Here is an 18,841-nt window from a genome sequence, read left to right on the forward strand (position 1 = left end):
GGATCCGGGATTCGTGGTATGCGATAAGAATTACAAGATCAGGGGTTAAGGTCTGACATTTTTGCTAATCAACAGATTTGTGATTATTTTTTCGATTATGTCTTTTACCATCTTTTCTTAAGGAACAATTACTGTAAAGATATAAGCTGCCAGATTCACTAATAAAACGGTCCCGTACAGGATGTTCGTTTTTCCGCGACTCAGGGAAAGCATTACGATAAATACGGATAAAGAGAGCAAAATAACGTCTTTTTTGTCCAGGCCAAGCACCAATGGTATATCATACATAATACAAACCACTGACACCGCAGGAATAGTTAATCCGATACTTGCCAATGCGGATCCTAATGCCAGATTTAAACTGGACTGAATCTGGTTAGCCCGTGCTGCACGGATCGCAGCTACTCCCTCAGGAAGGAGAACAACGGCTGCAATAATTACTCCTACAAGAGATTTTGGCGCTCCCAGACTTCTTACCATATTCTCAATCGTGCCTGATAATCCTTTTGCCATAAGCACTACAATTGCCAGGCAAATAAGCAGGAAAACAAAGCTTATCAGAGTTTTGACCAATGTAGGAATATAATGCTCCTCCGGATGTTCATCAGGAACAATAAAGTAGCTTCTGTGACGCACCGTCTGAACCATCAGGAAGATACCATAAATGATGAGACATGCTATGGATATAAAAATAAGCTGAGCTTCGTTATAGAAAGGTCCGTTAACACTTGAAGTAAAATTAGGAAGGACCAGCGTAAGCACCAGAATGGAAACAATGCTTACCAGATAAGTAGTGGCTGAGGTTCTTGCAAAGAACTGCTCATGGTATTTAACACCTCCGACAAGAATACATATCCCCAGAATTCCGTTAAGAATAAGCATTACGGCGGCAAAAACAGTATCTCTGGCCAGCGTGATCGCCTGATCTCCGCCGGCAACCATCAGCGAGATGATCAGCGCTACTTCAATAATGGTGATACAAAGAGCCAGGATAATAGTTCCGAAAGGCTCCCCTACTTTATGGGCCACAACTTCAGCATGATGCACTGCTGATAAAACACTCCCGATTAATAAAATACCTGCAAGAATATCATAAAGAACTCCCGTTCCCATCAGTCCGGAAAAGTAATACCCTACCGCAAGGAGAGGAAAAATATAGGTGTAATGTAAGAATTCTCTAAGTCTCATAAAGTGACTACAAAATACAAAAAATCTATAATATTTTCAATATCAAAAGAAATTATTAATGTTATTTTAATGAGGCCAGAAGTTAAAATCCTGATAATCTGTCAGCATATGAAGCAGAAGCCCAATTCCTATGATTCTGATATTGCCTCTGAAAAACAGCATCAAAAAATACACCGCAATAGCATAATAGGAATGTAAAAAATGAAAACCAATACTTTCCCTTGACGGATCAAAAACAGGATTGGCAAAAAGATGGTCCAGATCTACCAGCATTGTTGCCAATAAAATGAGATACACTTTTTTCCAGTTCTTAGGATAAAAAACCAATGCTATAAATACCGGAAACACAAAATGTAAAAAATAATGCGTACATGTTTTAAGCAGAGCAATTTCAGATGGAGCCATTAATGGTATATATTTTCAGTTTAGATTACCACCGCAAAATTAGGAGTAAATCTCCTTTCTTTGCTTTTATTTTTAGCCAATAATTCTGTGCTCTATTTCCATACATCACATAGTCAATATCTGAAATAACTTTTTTCTCAATGTCAGTCAATGATTTTAAAGATGAATAGAGCAAAGCATTATTCCTGATCAGGAAGTAATTTTCGTTTAACTGAGGTGATAACTTTACAGGTTTCCAGGTCGATTGTATGACAACCCTATTATTATTCAAACTGATCTTATTAGGCTGGAAGGGAATAGCCGTGAATTGATTTTCACTATTGATCCATTTCTTAGTTTGGAAATACTCCCATATTTTTACGGCATTATCGCTTTGAAGATCAATAATATAATTGGGTTGTATAATCTTCTGAAAGGTCTTTTTTTCCACTTCATTAAAGTTGTCATCATATTCATAACTGATAATGGTATCATTAACCTGCTCCAGATCAGCAACGGCTTTCAAGGAATTTGCCTGTAAGGAATCCGCAGTGTCTTTATTGAAAAAACGGGTAAAATTTCTGATGTTTTCTTTATCAAGTTCCAGTTCAAGAAAATGATTTCCTTTCTGAATTTTTGAAGCGATATCATTAAAAATTTCAAAATCTGAGCTATTCCTGATTTCAATTTCATCATCGTTCAGTTCAATAGAAAAATTTTGAATTTTCTTTCCGGAAATGAATGAAATACTTCCCAATGTATTGTGAATAAGCTGATCTGCATCCCAAATATGATTTGCGGAAGGATGAAGAACCTGTTTATGAATCGTTTTAAAAGCAGAATCAGAAGTTCCTGCAATACAATTGTTTCCTTCTACCCTAAGGAAGATCTGGCCCTTCTGAAAGCAGTTATTTCCTTTATCAGTAAACTTTTGCTTCTTTAAATAAATAATGAATTTCTGTGGATCTTTAAGTTCTAAAATGGTATACCATTCCGAAAATCTGGTATCTTTAATATGGAAAATCTGTAAAAAATCAGGAACTCTGACTCCTGAGTCTTTAGCCGGGCCGGAGCTTTTACTTTTTGTTTTACTTCCGGACCATACTGAGGGATGTGTAAGCCAGCTGAAGAGATATTGTCCCGTTAATTTCTTAGTGTCAATTAAAACAACCGCATCTGCATTCTGAGGAATATATCTTAGTTTTTTATCTTTACGAAAAACTGTAAAATATACTGCAACAACCAGCAATAAAAGTAATGGGACAATAATCTTCTTTTTATTCATCTATAAAATCTGTGGTTTCTTTTCTGTTTCTTTTGTTTTAAAAACCTGATCGAATATATCAAAGAAATACATTAAGCTGTTCTCTGAAGAGTCTTTGATATTATAATCCATTTCAGTACGGATGCTTTCTCCTTCTACTTCCGTTTTATAGTATAACTCTCCCATATTTTTTCTGACAGCATCCAGTGCTCTTCTTTCTTTCGCACTCTTGAATTCTTTATCTAACCCTGTCAAAAGCTTCCTGATATCCAGCCTTCCTGACAAAGGGTATTTGGCCGAATCCTTTGCCCATTTTCTGGAAATTTCAGACTGGCTTACGGATAAAATATTGTCGGCAGAACTCATCAGATATACTATCCCGTCTTTTACCGTAAAGAACAGCTGGTCAATATATCCTCCGTCTTTCTCTTCTTTGAATGTGTACAGATTTCCTTTTTTAGAGAATCTTTTAGAAAATTTCTTGTTGGTTGCCAGCACATCAAAAATACGGTTCCAGTAGCCTTCATTTTCCGTTGCGAAAGCGAAAGTAAAGTTAGGAACAGCAATCTCTTTGGTTTTCTTTACTTCTTTTTCATTGAAGTCAGCATCATATTCGTAATCTGTATATTCTACTGTTTTGGATTTCAGTTCATTCAAAACGAATATTCCGTTTCCGGGAGCTATTTTCGTAATGGCTTCTTCATCCAGAACAATTTTCATCGTTTCCATGATCAGTTCCATTTCTTTTTTGTATTCGTTCTCCCCGGAGCTCTGAAGAAGACTGTACATCATATCAAAGCATTTTGCCCCGTTGACATTCATGGCATAGTAACCAACACTTTTCTCATTGATCAGCTCCAGCAGTTTTTTGTTTTTTTACCTTTATAAACAGCCGCAATATTCTTTTGAATATCAGCATTTTTATGCTGATAATGATTAACCAGCCTTACTTTATCCTTATCAAAATACAAGTTGTATGAATAATTGGAATCATACATATTCCGGAAAAACTTATCATAACTATAGAATTTCGTCATCTTACCATAAATTCCTTCATTAACAATTCTTCCATAGTCTGTGTACACAAAAACATCAGAATTGGAGTCCCGGAATTTCAGCATTTCTTTAGGAACTTCAATTTCTAAATTGGAACTGAAATATTGATCAAACCTTTCTTCGGCATTCTTTTTAACAATCATGAAGTTTTCTCTACGGATAGAATCCTGCTCTTTCTGAAAAGCTTTTTCTTCTTCCTCGTCATAAGCGGTATCAGGCATCTCTTCTCCATTTTCAGGGCTTTCAGCGCTTTCCTTTTCTTCAGGGTATTTATGATGTTTTTGGAGATACTTAATATCTTTCTGAATTCTTGCGATTTCGTTGTTGTTATCTTTAATGCTTTCTTTCAGATATTTAATATCCTCCTTCAGGTTTTTGATTTCCTCTTTATAATCAAACGGTTTTTCCGGTTCATCCGTATAAGCTGTATCCCCTGCATCCACAGCAACGCTGTCTGCGGCTACCACCGAAGTACTGTCTGCAACGGCTTCTGTAGCCCATATGTCTTTATAAGGTTTGGTATAGCTGATCATGCTGAGAACTGCACGGCTTCCGTTCCATGCCACAAAAACATCATCATTGATATCTACGTAAGAATAGTTTTTTCTGCTGGAAACTTCCTGCCCTTTTTTCTTCACTGAATTAATGAATTCCCGGAACTTTTCCTTATTATCGATGATAAAGTGGGTATTATACGTCTTAATAGAATCATTGAAGCTTGCATAGTGATACTGAACAGCATCGTATTTGATTCCTGTTTTGGAGTAATCTGTCCATGAAAGATTTTCTTTGCTTTTTTTGCTGAGCTCATGCAGCAAAGGATTCAGTTTATTCCAGTTGATTTTATTATTAAGCTGCTTTCCGTTGACCTCCATATAAAATACAGCATCAGAAGGGATCTTCATGCTGTTCTGGGCTAAAACCAACGTAAAACCAAAAAGTACGAAAATAATTTTTTGTGTTTTTAATAAGATAGATTTCATGACTATAGTTTAGAAATTTATTGAAAAAGAATTGTGTTTTGGATTTGTTTTTTCTGAAGAATCAGATCCAGGATATCAGCATCCAGTTTGAGTGCTTTTTTATTTGGTGAAAGTATATAATTATTATTGGTTTGTGATTTCACCGTATTTTCAAATTGCATGATGGAAGTATATTTTGCATCATTAAAAACTTCTTTGTCTGCCTTACTCAATTTGTCGTAATCAGCCTTAAAAGTATTCACTTTATTTCTGGTGAATGTCTTTTTTTCAGGATTCTGACTATAGACCTGAGTAGGGACCATTTTGCCTAATATATTCTGGGCTTTTAATTTTTCCAGTCCGGCATTGATGTTTTCAATTTTTTTAAAATTACAGCTGAGTCTGATGATATAATTATCAAAATCCATGGATGTTTTCACATTGCTGATTCCGGGAGTTGCCTTAAAAATTTTTGCGGCTTCATTGATCTTGTTTTCAATCTCCGCCTTTTTGGGAACTTTCTTCCCGTTGATGGTTTCCATTTTGGAGATAGAAGCCAGTCTTGTTTTGCTTTTGCTGGCATTTAGAATTATGGTATATTCTCCAGTACCGTCAGCTTTCACATTCACTTTATCAAGAATATCGAAGCAGCTTGTCAGAAATAGTAAAGGCAGAAATAGAAGAAATAATCTGAGAAAATTTTTCATGATTGGGTTTAAAAGCACAAAATTACTCAATTCCGGCCTTACAACCTTACAATCTTTTATTTTTTGAGCATAAATAGCTGTTTTCCGGTACCTTTTAATACGGGAACAATGCGATTGTAGTTTTATTGTATTTAAATACGTCCTTTCAGATATTCCTGGCGGAGGTCCTCATCCAGCTTTTCTATAGCGTAACGCAGGCAGGTTCTCGGCATTTCTTTGTAATATGAATTCAGATAGCTGATCAGCTCGCCTTCATTCTTATTTCCCATCTCCCTAAGCAGCCAACCGTTTGCCTTATGCATCAAATCGTGAGGATGCGTCATATTTCTGGTTACGAATTCTTTTGTAAGATCAAATGAACCTTTTTTTATATAATGGATCGTCCCCACTACAGCGATTCTCTTATGCCACATCTCTTCAGATTCTGAAAGTTCTCTAAGGAGGTTTTCTTTCTGATTTTCAAAAGCATGCCTGCCTAAGATTTTGTAACAGGTAGAATCTACCAGATCCCAGTTATTGACATAAGGAAGATGATCAAGATAAAAAGCAACCACTTCTTCTTTTACAGCTTTATCTTTTGTTTTTTCAAATTTTGAAATCAGCATAAAAAGAGCCGTTAATCTATGCTCATGGTATTCTGAAGAAAGTAAGATGCTGAGTTCCTGCAGGCTTATTTTAGGGTAATATTCCTTTGCAACCGAGCGTTGATCAGGAACTTTTACTCCCAGAAACAAATCGCCTTCGCCATATTCTCCTTTTCCGGTTTTAAAAAATCTCGGAAAGAATTCTGCCTTTTCAGGGATGGAAAGAACAGCTAATGCTTCCTGTATCTCTTTTACAATACTCATATTCCGAATGTCTGTTACGTTTAAGCTTTCTCTTCTACAGCGATATTCTCCTGCTCTTCTTCCTCTTTGGCAATCTTATTAGGGTTGGCTACTTTAGCAATGGTAAGTCCCTGAACAATAATTGAGAAGACCACTACACAGTAGGTAATACTTAAGATAATCTGGCTGTATTCACTTTTAGGAATAGACATCGCCAATGCAATAGACACTCCCCCACGGATACCTCCCCAAACGAGAACTTTTACGGTCTGCGGACTGAAACTTCTCCTCAGAGAAGTAAATTTTGAAGGTCCCCAGATAGAAATAAATCTTGCCAATAAAACTACCACAATGGCAACCAAGCCAGGAATCATGAAGTGTCTGAGATCTTTAATCATCAGGAGCTCAAATCCGATGAACAGGAATAATACGGCATTCAGGATTTCATCAATCAGTTCCCAGAATTTGATCAGATAGTCCTGAGTGATGGATTTCATTTTAAATCTCACATTAAAATTCCCCATAAATAATCCGGCGGCAACCATCGTCAATGGTCCGGAGATATGCATTTGCCTTGCAATAAGATACCCTCCCATCACAACGGAAAGTGTTACCAGCACGGAAATAATATAGTCATCCACTTCACGCATCAGTCTGGAAGTCACCCATCCAAGCAATCCGCCCAGCAAAATTCCTCCTCCGGCTTCTCTCAGCAGCAGTAAACCTATGTTTTCAATTCCAAGATCCACTTCTTTTCCAATGGCAAGCTGCAGAACAACGGTGAAGACCACTACTGCCATACCATCATTGAAAAGGGATTCTCCGGCAACCTTTGTTTCCAGTGATTTGGAAACATTTGCCTGTTTCAGGACACTCAGAACCGCAACGGGATCTGTAGGCGAGATCAGCGCTCCAAAAACAAGACAGTAGATAAAAGGAAGATTAATCCCTACATAAGGCAGTAAATAAAACATCCCGAAACCTACTACAAAAGTGGAAATAACAACACCTACCGTAGAAAATATCAATACCGGCCGGAACTGTTCCTTCAGGTCATTAATATTAATGTGAATTCCTCCCGCAAAAAGAAGAAAATTAAGCATAGCTCCCATCAAAACCTCTGTAAAGTCGATGCTGTTCATCAGATTGTGAAGGTGTCCGAAAGTTCTCGGAAGTACTGTTTCCCCGAACATTACCAGAAAAATAGAGACCACAATAGCTATCACCATAATTCCGATGGTACTCGGAAGTTTTAAGAACCTGTAGTTAAGATATGCAAATATTGATGCTAATACGATTAATGCTGAAAATGAATAATATAATTCCACTAAGTGTTTTTATTTTGAGATTAATTGGTTAGTTCCAAATAAAGTATTTTAATATAAATCTGCTTTCCATCTTTTTCCCAGATGTCAAACATGCCATCTTTGGCCGGCTTTGAACTCCTTTTATAATCCTGTCCTACATTCAGAATGTTGAGCAGGATATATTCATCCCCTACAGAATTAACGATATAAGCCGTTTTTTCAGATTTCCCGTCTCCTGAGCCTTTTATGCCGTCAGTGAGCGCACGAAACTGATTCAGGTGATGGATAAAGTTGCTTCCATCCTTTAAAGAATCATATGCCCTGAGCATAATAAGTAAAATGTCCAGGTTTGTAGGATCTTTATCATACAATGCCTTTCCCTGCTTGATGCAGTCTGCAAAATTATTCTGCTTAAAAGCATCCACAAGATTTTTAAATCGGTCTTCTGATGTGCTTACCTTATCGTCCCTGAAGTTTCTTCCGTAGTACAGGTATTGTGATTCTATACTGTCTAAAGATTTCGGATATCCTTTAAACTTAAAAATAAGCTTCTCGTAATTGTAAGGAGAATCAGAATTTTTGAGGCTTTTCTCAATAGCTTTTAAATCAATTTTTGATTTCTGGCTGAAACCAAAAACCGAAAACAGGATGAATAAAAGGAAAAAGTGATATTTCATTAATTGTTGCTTTCTTCTTCCTCATCATCGAAATATTCGAAAAGGAAATCATTGTACGGGAATCTGGAAATATGAATCTTCATGACCTCATCGTAGATCATTTTCTTCATTTCCGGGAAATTTTCCTTTGTTAAGGCAGAAATGAAAACCGTTGGGTATTTTGATTTTGCCATCCATGTTTTTTTCCATTCCTCCAGAGAGATGTTTTTACGGGTTGAAGGTGTAAGATCATCTTCATCCTTTTTCTCATAGCTGAAATCATCAATTTTATTGAAAACCATAATCATAGGTTTCTGATGTGCATTGATTTCCATCAGAATATGATTTACAGATTCAATATGATCTTCAAAGCTTTCATGAGAAATGTCTACCACATGAATCAGAAGATCTGCTTCACGAACCTCATCCAAAGTGGATTTAAAAGATTCTACCAGCTGGGTCGGTAATTTCCTGATGAATCCTACCGTATCTGTAAGCAGAAACGGTAAATTTCCGATCACTACTTTTCTTACTGTGGTATCCAGTGTTGCAAATAATTTATTTTCTGCAAAGACTTCAGATTTTGAAATAGAATTCATCAAAGTAGATTTTCCTACGTTGGTATACCCTACCAGAGCGGCACGAACTACCTTTCCACGGTTGTTACGCTGGGTAGCCATCTGCTTGTCAATTGTCTTAAGTTTATCTTTCAGTAATGTAATTCTGTCACGGATAATACGACGGTCAGTCTCAATTTCCGTTTCACCGGGACCTCTCATCCCAATCCCCCCTTTCTGGCGCTCAAGGTGGGTCCACATTCTTGTTAATCGTGGTAAAAGATATTGATACTGGGCTAATTCTACCTGAGTTCTTGCATAAGAAGTCTGTGCTCTCTGGGCAAAAATATCGAGAATAAGGTTGGTACGATCAAGGATTTTAACTTCCATTTCTCTTTCAAGGTTTTTAAGCTGTGAAGGTGAAAGTTCATCATCGAAAATGACTGTTCCTATCTCGTTTTCTTTTACATATTCTTTTATCTCAATGGCTTTTCCGCTTCCGATAAAGGTTTTGGAGTCAGGCTGAGTCAGTTTTTGGGTAAAACGTTTTTGTACGGTTGCTCCTGCTGTGAAAGCTAAAAACTCAAGTTCATCCAAATACTCCGTCAGTTTTTCTTCGTCCTGATTCTGGGTAATAACACCCACCAGGACCGCTTTCTCATAGTTATGTTCTTTCTTTTCTAGCATTAAGTTCTGTCTATGTTTATGATTTTTACAAGTTAATATTTTTCAGAAAAAAAACAAAATCAATTTTTATTTAATAACAGATTTTAATATAAATTTAAGTTAACTGATGGAGGATGTATAAAAAATCAATAACTTTATATAATAAATTTCTGATTTTTAATTATTTAAATCAAAAACTAATCTCCGGAATATCATGATTACGCATATCAGATGTATGATTATTGATGATGATGAACTGGACAGGCTGGTTCTTCAGCATTATATCAGGCAATATCAGAATATTGAAATTGTTGCCTCTTTTGACTCTGCAGAAAAGGCTATTCCTTATCTTGACCTTCCTGTTGATTTTCTGATTACCGAAACTAATTTAAATGGTATGAACGGGCTTGAATTCCGCAAACTGGCCCATAAAATCCCTGCGTGTATTTTTGTAAGCTCACATCCCGAACTGGCTGCAGGGGCCTTTGAAATCAACACTTTAGATTTTATTACCAAGCCTCTTACCGCAGAACGATTCCATTATTCTATGGAGAAGCTTTTTGATTTTTTTGAAGTAAAGGAAAAATGCGAATGCTACGATGCCATGACAGGTGAAAACTGCCTCAAGATAAAAGAAGGCGGACATGTTTATCAGATTAAGATGAAAGATATCCTGTACCTGGAAGCTCTGAAAGATTATACGAGGATCATTACCCTGGAAAAAAATCACTGCATTTTAAATTCCCTGGGAAGTCTTCTGCAAAAAAACTGTTTTGATTCCTTTGTCAGAATCCACAGAAGCTATGCCGTCCCACGCCATCTTATCCGTGGGAAAAGCTGTCATGAAATAGAGCTTGCCCATCAAATAAAGCTACCTATCGGCCGAACCTACAAGGATAATCTTTCCTTTTTTAATCCTTAAAAGTTTATACAAAGATTCAGCTGTTATTCATACGATTATTTCTGCCGTTGGTCTATTTTCCTGTCATCTGATTGAGATTCGTGGTAATTTAGTCTTCCCAAATTCCCCTCAGAAAACACATCTATTAATCACCAAAACTGTTATCCATGGAAAGAATATCTATTTACTGTATTATTCTGTCTGTCTTTTCCATCCCTATACTGCACGCTCAATCTGCAGTTCTGGCAACCGGACTGGATACATCAGCAGCTAATGGTTTTGTTTCTTACAGCGTAGGCCAGCTGGCTTATCTGGAAAAAGGAACAGGACAAGTGCTGGAAGGCGTTCAACAGCCTTACGAAATCATCACCCTTACCACCATTGAAAATTCTTCTGAATTGTCTGGCATTTTGCTCTATCCCAATCCTTTCAGAGATTATCTGTATCTGGATTTTACCTCAAATAATTTTAAAGGATCAGAATATCAGCTATTCGATGGCCAGGGAAAACTGGTAAAGAAAGATAAGATTTCACAATCAAAATCTGAGCTTAATTTCTCCTCACTTCCTTCAGCCATGTACATCATCAGGATTACTCAAAATGGAGAAAATATTAAAACTTTTAAAATCATTAAAAAATAAAACGCCATGAAAAAAATATTATCACTGTTCTGGATCCTGGCCGGTTTCTTTATGGGACTTTCTCAGGCTCCGGAAAAAATGAGCTACCAGGCTGTCATGAGAAACGGTTCCGGACAACTTTTAGCCAATCAAGCTATTGCTGTGAAAGTAAGCATTTTACAGGGATCTCCCGCCGGAGCCGCAGTCTACTCTGAAAGGCTCACCGGGAACACCAATGCCAACGGGCTTATCAGTCTTGAAATAGGAACGGGAACTGTACTTACCGGAACATTCTCTACCATTGACTGGCCCGCAGGAAGCTATTATTTAAAAACGGAAACAGATCCTGCCGGAGGAATCAACTATACCATAGCAGGAACCAGCCAGCTGCTGAGTGTGCCTTATGCTATGTATGCCAAATCTGCAGGTGGCGGAGGCGGAAGCTTTGTCATTCCTTACAGCACAAGTGTTAATAATGCTTCTACTTTATTTTCATTGATCAACGATGGAGATGGTGCTTCCCTTGAAGGAGTAAATAATACGACCACATCAAATATTTCTGCAGTAAGAGGAATTGTAAACAGTGCTTCTCCCGGTGGATTTTCCAGTGCTGTACGTGGTATTAATAACGGAACAGGAGGACTTGGAGTCGGGGTTTACGGAAGCCAGGCCGGAAGCGGATGGGGTGTATACGGAGTTACCCCAAATGGATTAGGGGTATATGGTAATGCCAGTGCTAACGGAATCGGGGTTTATGCCAACAGTAATACAGGAACCGGTCTTACTGCTACCAGTAATAACGGAATTCCTGTAAGCATCTCAATTTTCAACAACGCGAATAATAATGTTGCTCTCAGTGCATCCAGTGTAGGGAATGGTACGGTTGTAAATGTTACCACTTCAGGAAACGGAGCCGGAGTAAGAAGTTCTACAGCAGCTGGATTTGGGGTACACGGAATGACTTCTGCAGTTACTTCAGCCGGGGTAGTAGGAGATAACAACGGAGGCGGCGAAGCAGTAGTGGGCAGAACTACCAGTGATATTGCAGGAGCTGTGGTAGGCAGAAATGACGGAGGTGGATATGGTGTGAGAGGTTTTGTAGCCACCAATACGTCCGGAACCGGTATCGGTGTTTACGGGCAGGTAGGTATCAATAACAGTACAGGACGTGCCGGACGATTTGAAAACTTTAACCAAACGAATATCACGGGAAATACCGTTGAAGTAGAAACCAATGGAAACGGGAACATTCCGGATAACACTCAGGGAAATGCAGCTTCTTTCCGGGTCAATAATACCAATAGTGTGGGAGCAGCCGTAAGAGGAGAGGTTAATACTATTTTCGGGAATTTTGGTGCGGCCGCTATTTTTGGAGTTTCTTCAGGTACAGGAGGACGTGCCGGTTTATTTTATGCATCAAATCCTGCAGGAAACGGAGCTTCATTAATTGCGCTTACAGATGGTAACGGAAATGCAATTACCGCTAATGCCGGTAAGGACGGAAACGGAGTCGAGACCAATATTGATGGGGCCGGAAATGCTCTTTATGCTTGGGTACCTTCTTTTTCTACAGGACGTGCCGGAAGATTTGAAATTTTCAATGACGCTAATACAAGTGATGTAATAACAGCGAAGACGGTGGGAAACGGTATTGCAGGTAATTTTAAAGTAGATAAGGTTACCGGAACTTCGCCTGCGGTGAGAGGAGAAGTCAATTCACAGTTTGCCAATTTCGGTACGGCAGGAATTTATGGAATATCTTCCGGTACGGGAGGATATGCAGGGTTATTCCACGCCAGTAATCCGGCAGGTAATGGACCTGCACTGATTGCCATTGCAGATGGTAACGGTAATGGTATCACCGCCAATGCTTCCAATAGCGGAGACGGAGTGGAAGCCACAGCAGACGGAACAGGAAATGCCATTTTTGCATGGATTCCTAATTTCGGTAATGGCCGGGCTGCAAGATTTGTTAATTTCAATACAGCCAATACAAACCCGCCTCTTACAGTAGAAACCCATAGCAACGGATCTATTGCGGTATTTAAATCTGGAAATCCGGGAACAGTAAATGTGGCCAGAATCAATTCTGCCGGGCAAGGATTTTTTAACGGAGGTACACAAAACAGTGGTGCTGACGTTGCCGAAGCATTTGATGTCAATGGGAAAATTTCTGAATATGAGCCCGGTGACATTCTTGTAATATCAACAAAAACAGACCGGACTGTTGAAAAGTCTTCAACTCCCTATTCAAATCTTGTTGCCGGAGTGTATGCCACAAAACCTGGTGTACTTCTCACAGAGGAAAATATAGAAACTGATATTTCCAATAAAGCTCCCATGGGAGTCATTGGTGTCATTCCTACCAAGGTATGTCTTGAGAACGGAAAGATAAAAAGAGGTGACTTATTGGTAACTTCATCTATGCCAGCTGTTGCAATGAAGGCCAGTATTAAAAAGGTAAAAATAGGGCAAGTCATCGGAAAAGCGCTTCAGGATTATGACCAGAAAGAGATCGGAAAAATTCAAGTATTAGTCAACATAAAATAAACCGTCATGAAAATAGCATATATTATCCCGTTATTATTTTTAAGCACCATTATCTATGCTCAGGAAAATAAAAAGGTCGCTCCTAAAGAAGAAGATCAGACACTGGTTGTAAAGCAGGCACAGGAACAGCAGGCTAAACTCATGCAGGAAGCTAAAGAAAATAATGAAAAAACTACTTTAAATACCGGACTCCCTTCTGATCATGGGCTAGCTGTTAAAAAACAGGATTCCAAACCCAAAGCTTCTTCCGGTAATTCGGAAAATCTTCTTCCCAATACGGCAAGTCTTGAAGACATCAAAAAAACAATTCCCAACAGACAGGCATATCACAATATAAATTCTAGGAACACAAAAGCGACTGTTACCGGGCTGCCCAACACAGCAACTCTGGAAGAAATAAAGAAAACTATCCCTAAAAACTAATAACTCTCAAAGCTAATAACCGCAAAAAAGCTGATAACCAAACTAGATTTTTCAAACAAAGAAGTCCGCCAAAGAGCGGACTTTTTATATTAATGTCTGGCTATTAATCCCAATCAGCAGCTACAAATCTCATTGTATGACCGTGATCATCGGACAGAGTAAGGAAATGTCCTTCGACAGAATACCTGGTCATGGTTTCAATTTTTTTCTGAAAAGATGTTTCAAGATCCATATCCTGACAGGCTTTCATCGTACTGACTCCTTTTGAAATCTTTACCTTTCCTCCTTTTTTAAATTCAGATATAAAAGACATTTGATTACATCCCATATAAGCACTCCCCTGAATTTTACCATCAACAATAGCAGCCGTAAGATTCATTTCTGCTTTGTGGGCAATAAGCTGATCTTTTGAAAAACCATCTAAAGAAATCAACATCCACTGTCTTTGGAGAGATGGGTTTTTATCCGGTATTGCAGAGCAATTCAAAACAACTCCTAAAATTAAAACTGCAAAAAGTGGTAATAGTATCTTTTTCATGCGGACTATCATCCCATTTTCGTACCATTCCGGGACAGAATCTCGTAAAAATTAGTAAATTAGCGACACAAAAATTATTTTATAAAATGAAAAGACTATTTCTACTATTCACTTTCTTACTGGGCTTTGCTCAGATGAGGGCGGATGAGGGGATGTGGCTGCTAATGCTCATCAAAAGACTTAACGGTGTTGATATGCAAAAAGAGGGTCTGCATCTTACGCCTGAAGAAATTTATTCAGTGAACAATTCAAGCTTAAAAGATGCGATCGTAAGTTTCGGTGGTTTCTGTACAGGAGAGATTGTTTCTGATAAAGGACTTATATTCACCAACCACCACTGTGGCTACGGTGCTGTTGCTGCGGCTTCCACACCGGAAAAAGATTATCTGAAGAACGGTTTTTGGGCAATGAAACAGAAAGACGAATTCAATGCAAAGGATCTTTATGTAAGATTTTTAGTAAGAATGGATGATGCTACCAAAAGAATCACATCCAAGCTAAACAACAATATGACCGGAGCAGAGAGAAAAGCTGTTATTGATGCTGAGACTAAAGCCATCCAGACAGAAAACTCTGAAAACGGAAAATATACTGTAGTAGTTAAAGATTTCTTCAACGGAAATGAATTCTACTATTTCGTGTACCAGGATTATAAAGATATCAGATTGGTAGGGGCTCCGCCTTCATCATTAGGAAAATTCGGAGGAGATACAGACAACTGGGAATGGCCAAGACATACTGCGGACTTTACGGTTTTCAGAGTGTACGCAGATGCTGCAGGAAACCCTGCTGAATATTCTCCAAGCAATACTCCACTGAAGCCTAAGCATTTCCTTCCGGTTTCTCTTAAAGGAATTAAGCCTGGTGATTTCTCAATGATCTTAGGATATCCTGGAAGAACAAACCGTTACCTTACTTCTTACGGAATTCAGCAGATGGTTACTAAAGATTATCCGGCTTGGGTTGAAGCTTCTAAATTGGCTATGGATGTCATGAAAAAGTACATGGATAAGGATAAGGCAACTCAACTTAACTATGCTTCTCAATATGCTTCAGTAGCTAACTACTGGAAAAACAGACAAGGAACTATTGACGCTGTAGAGAAAAACGGAACTATTTCTGACAAGCAAAAAATTGAGGAAACTTACAACAGATGGGCTGCAATGCCAGGAAATGATGAGTATAATGGCGTTTTAGAAGATATCGCTATCTACTACAAACAAGTATCTGACAGAAATGTTGAAAGAAACTATGCTACTCAGTTTACAAGAAATGCCAAATATATTACCCTTGCGGCTCAGGTAGGATCTGTTCTTAAAGCGTATGCTGCTCAGGATATGCAGGGAAGATTAGCAATGAAAGCTAAAACTGAAGCGGCAATAAAAGCGGCTTATGAAAACTTCAATCCAGCTTTGGAAGGAGAAATGCTTGCTGCTATGACAAGCCTTTACCAGGCAAGAGTTAAAAACCCGGACGTTGCTTCTGCTACTATTTTAGGATTGGATGCCAAGACTGTTTCTAATCTGGCATATTCTTCAATCTTCGCTAATAAAACTTCTGCTACGAACTTCTTATTGAATCCGGATGCACTGAAGCTTGATGCTGATCCGCTTTGGAAGGCAGCTAACGGAATTGTTGCTGATCAAAAGATAAGTACAGAAAGATTCGTTAAAATAGATGACAACTTTGCAAAAAACAACCGTCTGTTCTTAGCTGGTTTAATGAAAGCTATGCCTGAGAAAAAATTCTATCCGGATGCCAACTCTACAATGAGATTAACTTACGGTACAGTAGATAAGTTACCTATCAGAAATGACAGAAACTATTTCGGGATTACTGATAACTACTATACAGATATGACTGGTCTTGTTGGAAAATACAAGAAAGGTGATGAAGAGTTTGATCTTCCTCAAAGAGTGATCGACCTTTACAACCTTAAAGATTTCGGACAGTATGCTGATGCTGCAGGGTATATGCCTGTAAACTTCCTTTCTAACAACGATATTACAGGTGGAAACTCCGGTTCTCCGGTAATTGATGGTGACGGAAACCTTATCGGTATCGCTTTCGACGGAAACAGTGAAGCATTAAGCGGTGATATCGTTTTCGAGCCTGAATGGCAGAAAACAATTAACGTAGACGTTCGTTTCGTTCTTTGGACAATTGATAAGTTTGCAGGAGCAAGAAGATTAATTGATGAGTTGAAACTTGTAAGAGGAGAAAACACTCCTGCTGATACAAAAACTAAAAACTCAGGGACAACAACAATGCCTAAGAAAACTAAAAAATAATCTTATCTGATATATTTTTAAAAACCGTGAAATTACTTTCACGTTTTTTTTATTTTTGACTATTAAAATATTTCATCATGAATCCTAAACCTATTGAATTTACAGCTATTATTCAGCAAAACGGAGAAATGAATGCTGCGTTTGTAGAATTTCCGTTTTCTACGGAAGAACTGTTTAATAAAAAAGGACAGGTAAAGGTTAAAGTCCTGTTTGATAATAAAGTTGAATACCGTGGAAGCCTGGCCAAAATGAAATCCGATTGCCATATTTTAGGTCTGACGCAGGAAGTCAGAAAACAGCTTGGTAAAACTTTCGGAGATGAGGTTTCTGCTTCTCTTATGGAAGATAAAGAAGAAAGAGTGGTTGAAATTGCAGATGATATTGTCTCTGTTTTTAATGAAAACCCTGAAGCAAAGGCTTTATTTGATAAGATGAGCTACACCCACAAAAAAGAATATATCCGCTGGATAGAAGAAGCCAGGAAGCCGGAAACCAGAGAAAACCGGAAGGTAAAAATGGTTCAGATGATTCTGGATGGGAAAAAGGGGATATAAACCATTCTGCTTCCACTCCCGAAAGCTGTACACTAAAAAAAATTGAATAAAGAAAATATTTTTTGTCAGGTTCTTAAAAAGTAGCCGACTATAGTTACAGATATCAATTATAACTATAAAAATTTACTTTTATGAACAAGTTTATTTTCAGAACATCGGTTTTAGCGGCAGCTACTCTAGCTGCATTTACTCTTTCTTCGTGCAGTGATTCGGATAATGACACGATGACAGAAATGCCTTTTCAAAAAACTATCACTTTTGAAAATGTGGTAACTCCTAAAGATTTTGTAGAAAGCGGAAGTTTTCAGGGAACAGGAACCCCTCCTATTATTCTGCCCGGACAGTCTGTTTCTGTTACATTCAGTGCAGGAAAAACACAGGCTTTAATGTTTGCCACCATGTACGGGGCTTCAAAAGACTGGTTTTTTGCTTCCCAGCAGCCAGGTATCAAACTGTTTGATGCCAACGGAAATGCTATCACCGGAGATGTTTCTTCAAGTGTCCGATTATGGGATAACGGAACGAAAGATGATATAACAGGACAGGCAGAAAGCAAGCCTATTATGCAGGTTCCTAACGTAAATGCTTCACAGCTTATGAAGCTCAATCTTGCTTACAATGATGTAACCTCAGAATTTACGCTCACCATTACCAATACATCTGGCGGAACGGCTAATGAAACTCCTTTTTCTCCCGGAGTATGGGCAGTTTCCAACTACAATGGCTCCCAGTTGCTTAACAACGCTCCTTTTTTTACTCCTAATGCTTTATCAAATCCGGAAATCACAGATATTGCCCAGATGGGGAATATCAGTAAAATGATGGCGAAACTGAATGCCAACACAGGAATTATGACCGGCCTCTCTCCTGCTTTGGTAGTTGTTTACCGTGGTGACAAAAATCCTATTTATGAATTAGGTCAAACTGACAGCGGAATGGGATTGAAAGATATTGCACAGTTTGGAAATGTAAGCAAGCTTCAAAACAGCCTTAAATCTCTCTCTGCCGTAAGAGGTGTATATGTTGCCGGGAACGCTCCTGTAGCACCGGGAAGCAAAGTAACAACAAGCTTTAATGCTGAACCAGGGGACAAAATAGCTTATGTAACCATGTTTGGGTTTTCCAATGACTGGTTTTATGCCAATGAACAGAGCATTGATGCCAACACCAAGGGAGACATCAGTTCAAAAACTTCATTATTTGATTCCGGAACAGGTATTGACCAATATCCGGGAGCCGGAAATCATCAGGCATTATTCGGCGGCACTCCGCAGAGTGAAAATAAGATTATTTCAAAAGTAGGAACCCACTATCCTGTTCCCGCTGTTCAGAATGTGATTAAAGTAACCGTTAATTAATTTTCAGGCTTAAAAGATCATACAATTAAAAA

General features: G+C 38.3%; 18 protein-coding genes. 7 read left to right on the top strand and 11 right to left on the bottom strand.

Annotated features, from left to right (window positions below; all coding sequences use genetic code 11):
- Positions 1-117 precede the first annotated feature (117 nt).
- The 10 genes from ACE3RB_RS04535 to hflX all read right to left on the bottom strand — a co-directional run bounded on the left by ACE3RB_RS04535 (position 118) and on the right by hflX (position 9,595).
- The gene (locus ACE3RB_RS04535) at positions 118-1,188 is read right to left on the bottom strand and encodes a calcium:proton antiporter (protein ID WP_374463116.1); all 1,071 of its coding nucleotides are present in this window, start codon (positions 1,186-1,188) and stop codon (positions 118-120) included.
- Positions 1,189-1,254: 66 nt separating this feature from the next.
- The gene (locus ACE3RB_RS04540) at positions 1,255-1,593 is read right to left on the bottom strand and encodes a DUF6122 family protein (RefSeq protein WP_374463117.1); all 339 of its coding nucleotides are present in this window, start codon (positions 1,591-1,593) and stop codon (positions 1,255-1,257) included.
- 25 nt (positions 1,594-1,618) lie between these two features.
- Positions 1,619-2,857 (bottom strand): hypothetical protein, encoded by a 1,239-nt coding sequence (locus ACE3RB_RS04545; protein WP_374463118.1) that lies wholly within the window; start codon positions 2,855-2,857, stop codon positions 1,619-1,621.
- Positions 2,858-3,628 carry a hypothetical protein gene (locus ACE3RB_RS04550; RefSeq protein ID WP_374463119.1) on the bottom strand — a complete coding sequence of 257 codons (771 nt, stop codon included), beginning with the start codon at positions 3,626-3,628 and terminating at the stop codon, positions 2,858-2,860. It abuts the gene before it with no gap.
- 59 nt (positions 3,629-3,687) lie between these two features.
- On the bottom strand, positions 3,688-4,875 hold the full coding sequence (locus tag ACE3RB_RS04555) for a hypothetical protein (RefSeq protein WP_374463120.1): 1,188 nt from the start codon (positions 4,873-4,875) through the stop codon (positions 3,688-3,690).
- 17 nt (positions 4,876-4,892) lie between these two features.
- Positions 4,893-5,561: a hypothetical protein gene (locus ACE3RB_RS04560; RefSeq protein ID WP_374463121.1), complete on the bottom strand. Its 669-nt coding sequence runs from the start codon at positions 5,559-5,561 to the stop codon at positions 4,893-4,895.
- Between the two features lie 131 nt (positions 5,562-5,692).
- Complete coding sequence (locus tag ACE3RB_RS04565) at positions 5,693-6,409, bottom strand: DNA alkylation repair protein (protein ID WP_374463122.1); 717 nt, start codon at positions 6,407-6,409, stop codon at positions 5,693-5,695.
- 20 nt (positions 6,410-6,429) lie between these two features.
- The gene (locus ACE3RB_RS04570) at positions 6,430-7,716 is read right to left on the bottom strand and encodes a cation:proton antiporter (protein WP_374463123.1); all 1,287 of its coding nucleotides are present in this window, start codon (positions 7,714-7,716) and stop codon (positions 6,430-6,432) included.
- Between the two features lie 20 nt (positions 7,717-7,736).
- Positions 7,737-8,372, bottom strand: a complete 636-nt coding sequence (locus tag ACE3RB_RS04575) for a DUF4919 domain-containing protein (RefSeq protein ID WP_374463124.1) — start codon at positions 8,370-8,372, stop codon at positions 7,737-7,739.
- Positions 8,372-9,595, bottom strand: a complete 1,224-nt coding sequence (gene hflX / locus ACE3RB_RS04580; protein WP_002982307.1) for a GTPase HflX — start codon at positions 9,593-9,595, stop codon at positions 8,372-8,374. Before hflX ends, ACE3RB_RS04575 begins: the two co-directional genes overlap by 1 nt.
- 193 nt (positions 9,596-9,788) lie before the next feature.
- On the opposite strand from hflX, the gene ACE3RB_RS04585 reads away from it, so the two are divergent.
- From ACE3RB_RS04585 to ACE3RB_RS04600, 4 genes are all read left to right on the top strand, one after another.
- Entirely contained in the window at positions 9,789-10,496 is a 708-nt protein-coding gene (locus ACE3RB_RS04585) for a LytR/AlgR family response regulator transcription factor (protein ID WP_374463126.1), read from the top strand.
- A gap of 146 nt (positions 10,497-10,642) precedes the next feature.
- Entirely contained in the window at positions 10,643-11,116 is a 474-nt protein-coding gene (locus tag ACE3RB_RS04590) for a T9SS type A sorting domain-containing protein (RefSeq protein ID WP_374463127.1), read from the top strand.
- A 6-nt stretch (positions 11,117-11,122) separates the two neighbouring features.
- Positions 11,123-13,645, top strand: a complete 2,523-nt coding sequence (locus ACE3RB_RS04595; protein WP_374463128.1) for a beta strand repeat-containing protein — start codon at positions 11,123-11,125, stop codon at positions 13,643-13,645.
- A 6-nt stretch (positions 13,646-13,651) separates the two neighbouring features.
- Entirely contained in the window at positions 13,652-14,068 is a 417-nt protein-coding gene (locus tag ACE3RB_RS04600; protein ID WP_374463129.1) for a hypothetical protein, read from the top strand.
- 103 nt (positions 14,069-14,171) lie between these two features.
- Here ACE3RB_RS04600 and ACE3RB_RS04605 read toward each other — a convergent pair whose 3' ends face one another.
- The gene (locus ACE3RB_RS04605; RefSeq protein ID WP_232722592.1) at positions 14,172-14,606 is read right to left on the bottom strand and encodes an META domain-containing protein; all 435 of its coding nucleotides are present in this window, start codon (positions 14,604-14,606) and stop codon (positions 14,172-14,174) included.
- An 86-nt stretch (positions 14,607-14,692) separates the two neighbouring features.
- On the opposite strand from ACE3RB_RS04605, the gene ACE3RB_RS04610 reads away from it, so the two are divergent.
- From ACE3RB_RS04610 to ACE3RB_RS04620, 3 genes are all read left to right on the top strand, one after another.
- Positions 14,693-16,897, top strand: coding sequence for a S46 family peptidase (locus ACE3RB_RS04610; RefSeq protein WP_050791163.1), 2,205 nt, complete (start codon positions 14,693-14,695; stop codon positions 16,895-16,897).
- 77 nt (positions 16,898-16,974) lie between these two features.
- The gene (locus ACE3RB_RS04615) at positions 16,975-17,451 is read left to right on the top strand and encodes a DUF1905 domain-containing protein (protein WP_374463130.1); all 477 of its coding nucleotides are present in this window, start codon (positions 16,975-16,977) and stop codon (positions 17,449-17,451) included.
- A gap of 131 nt (positions 17,452-17,582) precedes the next feature.
- Entirely contained in the window at positions 17,583-18,809 is a 1,227-nt protein-coding gene (locus ACE3RB_RS04620) for a spondin domain-containing protein (RefSeq protein WP_374463131.1), read from the top strand.
- The last annotated feature ends 32 nt before the right edge of the window (positions 18,810-18,841 follow it).

The sequence above is a fragment of the Chryseobacterium sp. genome (genome assembly GCF_041914225.1).
Taxonomy (GTDB): Bacteria; Bacteroidota; Bacteroidia; order Flavobacteriales; family Weeksellaceae; genus Chryseobacterium.